The organism is Sphingobium sp., assembly GCF_035511395.1.
Classification (GTDB): Bacteria; Pseudomonadota; Alphaproteobacteria; order Sphingomonadales; family Sphingomonadaceae; genus Sphingobium.
Window position 1 is genome coordinate 1 of the sequence record NZ_DATKFP010000125.1, and the last position, 4,179, is coordinate 4,179.

Here is a 4,179-nt window from a genome sequence, read left to right on the forward strand (position 1 = left end):
TGATGATTTTAATAATGGCCGATTGAGGCGTCAACCCATAAAGGAATAGATATTTTAGTTTTGCTCCGAGCGGGTGCTGCAGATTGTGGCTTCGCCCTTGCAAGGATTCCGGCGGAAAGATGGAGATGGCGGTGGCGATGGCTCAAACCGGCCGCCTTTTCGGGCAATCCGGACGCAGTGCCGGACAGATCGCTGATCCCACACCATGCGCATGGTCGATTCGGTAGGGGAACCGTCAATGGGAACGCCAAATTCAAGCAAGGTTATCGAGTTTACAGGAAAACGATAAACTGACATAAGATTGCTATGGATCCCCGTCGCAATCCCTTTGCCCCTGGCGCCGGAACGCCGCCACCCGAATTGGCCGGCCGCGATACGCTGCTGGAACGCAATGCCATTGCGCTTGACCGCATCCGCATGGGCCGGGCGGCGCGGCCGAGCATCCTTTACGGTCTGCGCGGTGTGGGCAAGACGGTGCTGCTGTCCACCATGCGCGACGCGGCCGAGGGCGAGGGCATGACCATCGTCGCGATCGAAGCGCCGGAAAGCCGGTCGCTGCCCGGCATATTGGTTCCTGCCTTGCGCGCCGCGCTGCTGCGGCTCGACCGTATGAAACAGGCGTCGGCGGGGGTCAGGCGGGCGCTTGCGGCGCTGGCGGGCTTTGCCAAGCTCAAGGTCAAATATGACGATCTGGAAGTGGCGCTCGATTTCGAGCCGGAACCAGGCCTTGCCGATAGCGGCGATCTGGAAGCGGACCTGGCCGATCTGATCGTTGCCGTGGGGCAGGCAGCGCAGGAACGAGCCAGCGCGGTGGTGCTGGTGATCGACGAACTGCAATATGTACCAGAGGAGCAGCTTGCCGCGCTCATCAGTGCGCTGCACCGCGCGGCGCAGAAGCAGTTGCCCATCACCATGCTGGCGGCAGGCCTGCCGCAATTGCTGGGCCAGATGGGCCGAGCCAAATCCTATGCCGAGCGCCTGTTCGAATTCGTCAGCGTCGGCCCGCTGGATGAAGCCGCCGCCCGCGATGCCATCCGCCTGCCGATCGAGCGCGAGGAGGAGCGGATCGACGCGGCGGCGCTGGACGCCATCGTTGCGCAGACGCAGGGCTATCCCTATTTCCTTCAGGAATGGGGCAAGCATGGCTGGGACGCGGCCGAGGCCTCGCCGATCGGCGCCGACGACATAGAGGCCGCTACCCGGAGCGCGCTCGCCGAACTGGATGCCAGCTTCTTCCGCGTCCGTTTCGACCGGCTGACGCCCGCGGAGAAACGCTATCTGCGCGCCATGGCCTCGATCGGGCCGGGTCCGCACCGGTCGGGCGATGTCGCCGATGCGCTTGGTGTCAAGGTGTCGAGCGTCGCGCCCACCCGCAACAGCCTGATCGCCAAGGGCATGCTTTACAGCCCCGCCCATGGCGATACCGCCTTCACCGTGCCGCTGTTCGATGCCTTCATGCGGCGAGTGATGCCGGAAGAACAATAGAGGACGGACAAGCCTGCGGCGACGTCTGTCCCGGCGGATGGAACGTCAGTAGCGGACGCGCAGGTTGGCGAACAAGGTCCGGCCGGGTTCGGGGAAGCCGTCGGTCAGCGTGTAATAATCGTCGAACAGGTTACGCCCTCCGACACCGATATCGACATGCTCGGTCAACGCATAGTCGACCCGCAGCCCGGCATTCACATAGGCACCGGTCCGGTAGTAACGCTGCGGCGCGCTCGCGGGGGTTGCGGTGAACAGCGTCCAGCGATTCGAGGCGAGGTCGATGTTCGGCACGATGTGCAGCCCGTCGATCGGCGACCAGTCCGCCCAGGCGAAACCCTTGTGCGTCGGCACGCCGGTGGGGCGGAAGGCGGGATTGGCGGCATAGTCGAGATCGCGCTTGATGCCGGTATAGTTGGCGCCGATGTCGAGACCGGGCAGGATCGTCGCGGACACCGACAGTTCGACGCCATAATAATGACCGCTGCCGACATTCTGGCTCTGGGTCAGGTTGGTCAGGGCGCAACCCGGCGTCGCAGTCGCGGGCGGCGTGGTCGACGCGGTGCAGGGATAGGCCGGCGTCAGCACGCTGAAGATCGCGTCATCGACCCAGCTATAGAAGAGCGCGCCCTCGACGCGCAGTTTGCCCTGCGTCCAGCTGCCGCCGATCTCCACATTGGTCGCGCGCTCGGCCTTCAGCGACGGATTGGGGATGGCGGTGTTGAAGCGCTGGCTGAAACGCTCGAAGCTGGTCGGGAAGCGCGCGCGGGATGACAGGCTGGCGTGGAGCGCCAGTGCATCGCTCGCCTGCCAGTCGAACCGCCCTTGCAGGTTCCAGGTATCGGCGTCGCGGCGCGGATAATTGTAGAGGACCGACGTGCTCGATGTGCCGAGCGGCGCGCCATATTCCTCCGCCTTGATGAGGTTGCGCCAGTCGAAGCTGCCGCCAACGGTGAAGGTCAGGTCGGGGCTGAGCTTCAGTTCATTTTCGAGCGCGACGGAGAATGTCTCCTCGGTCTGGGTCTGGCGCGGCTCCGTGCTGCCGACACCGGCGGTCGAGAAGCTCGTCTGGAACTCGACATGGCGATCATGGCGATAGTGGAAGGCGAGGCGTAGCGTATCGGCGTCGCTCGCGGCGAAATCGAGCTCGGCGGAGCCACCCCAGGCGCGATCCTCATAGGGGGAGTCGAACGCATAGGGGCGGCTCTGCGTCGTCTGTGTGCGATCGTTGAAGGAGCGCAGGATCGAATCGAACTTGTTGTAATAGGCGCGGGTCTTGAGTGTCGCGCGATCGCCCAGCGCGGTGGTCGACAGGAAATAGATGCTGCTGATGTCCCAGGACGGCCAGTCCCAGAAGCGCGCGGTCGTCACCTGGTCGCTGATGTGCAGCGGCGCCCCCTTCGACCCTTCCTGATGGGTGTAGCTCAGCGCATATTCGTCGGTTGCATTGGGGGTGAAACCGATCTTTGCATTGACGCGCCAATCCTCTGTCCGGGAAAAGTCGCGTGCGCCGCCATCCTCAAGGATCGGTACCTTGGCGGTGAAGTCGTTTGGCAGATCCCAATGGTCGGTGCTGCAGGTGCAGACATCACGCTCAAGATGCCGGTTGGCACCATCATCAGCGATGCCGAGACGGGTGAGGTGCTGTACGAGCTGCTGACGCCGGGCGAGGTCATCACCATTGCCAAGGGCGGAGACGGCGGTTTCGGCAACTTGCGTTTCAAGAGCGCCATCAACCGCGCTCCGCGCCAAAAAACGCCCGGCTGGCCCGGAGAGAAAAAGAACCTCAAGCTGGAATTGAAGGTGCTGGCCGATGTGGGCCTGCTGGGCATGCCCAACGCGGGCAAGTCCACCTTCATTACGGCGGTGTCCAACGCGCGGCCGAAGATTGCGGACTACCCGTTCACCACTTTGCACCCCAACCTGGGCGTTGTGCGGGTGGGACCTGAGCAGAGTTTTGTGGTGGCCGACATTCCCGGTCTGATCGAGGGCGCATCCGAAGGTGCGGGCTTGGGGCACCAGTTCCTGCGCCATCTGCAGCGCACGCGCTTGTTGCTGCATATCGTTGACGTGGCGCCGTTCGATGAGGCGGTGGACCCGGTGGCCCAGGCCAAAGCCATCGTGAACGAGCTCAAGAAATACGACCAGCAGCTTTACAACAAGCCGCGCTGGCTGGTTTTGAACAAGCTGGACATGGTGCCCGCCGAGGAGCGCGAGGCGCGTGTGAAGGACTTTGTGAAGCGCTTCAAATGGAAGGGCCCGGTGTTCGAAATTTCCGCCTTGACCCGCGAGGGCTGCGAGCCGCTGATCCACGCCATCTTCCGCCACGTGCAGTCCGAGCAGCGCACGGAGAACGAGCCGGTGGAGGTGGATCCTCGTTTTGCGGGTGACGCGCCGGCTTGACGCCTTGAGGTCCAGAGCAAAGATTTGCTATATTTTTAATAGCTACTCAGGCATGAAGCAGTAGCGCTATCGGCATCAAAGACATCAAAATGGTTTCCAGCGTATTGAGAGATGCCCGCCGCATCGTGGTGAAGGTGGGCTCCAGCCTTGTGACCAATGAAGGGCGTGGACTGGATGAAACTGCCATCGGCGAGTGGAGTCGCCAACTGGCCGCTCTGGTACGCGGCGACGGGGGCGCACCGCGCGAGGTGGTGATGGTGTCCAGTGGCGCCATTGCCGAAGGCATGAAGCGTC

General features: G+C 63.1%; 3 protein-coding genes and 1 pseudogene. 3 read left to right on the top strand and 1 reads right to left on the bottom strand.

All coding sequences use genetic code 11. The annotated features are described in order from the left end of the window. Positions 1-306: 306 nt before the first annotated feature. Positions 307-1,485 carry an ATP-binding protein gene (locus VMR39_RS08010; protein ID WP_325415450.1) on the top strand — a complete coding sequence of 393 codons (1,179 nt, stop codon included), beginning with the start codon at positions 307-309 and terminating at the stop codon, positions 1,483-1,485. A gap of 45 nt (positions 1,486-1,530) precedes the next feature. On the opposite strand, the gene VMR39_RS08015 is transcribed toward VMR39_RS08010, so the two are convergent. Further along, a complete protein-coding gene (locus VMR39_RS08015) occupies positions 1,531-3,108 on the bottom strand; it encodes a TonB-dependent receptor (RefSeq protein ID WP_325415452.1) in 1,578 nt (525 codons plus the stop codon). Between VMR39_RS08015 and cgtA the strand changes: the two genes are divergently transcribed. Together cgtA and VMR39_RS08025 are read left to right on the top strand one after the other, a co-directional pair. After that, positions 3,046-3,885, top strand: a complete 840-nt coding sequence (gene cgtA, locus VMR39_RS08020; RefSeq protein WP_325415451.1) for an Obg family GTPase CgtA — start codon at positions 3,046-3,048, stop codon at positions 3,883-3,885. The genes VMR39_RS08015 and cgtA overlap by 63 nt on opposite strands. Before the next feature lie 89 nt (positions 3,886-3,974). Then, positions 3,975-4,179: pseudogene (locus tag VMR39_RS08025) on the top strand (glutamate 5-kinase); the annotation flags it as partial.

What these genes read in the sequence shown, in the direction of transcription:
- VMR39_RS08010 (WP_325415450.1), top strand. Translation starts at nt 307, where the DNA reads ATGGATCCCCGTCGCAATCCCTTTGCCCCTGGCGCCGGAACGCCGCCA.
- cgtA (WP_325415451.1), top strand. Translation starts at nt 3,046, where the DNA reads ATGGTCGGTGCTGCAGGTGCAGACATCACGCTCAAGATGCCGGTTGGC.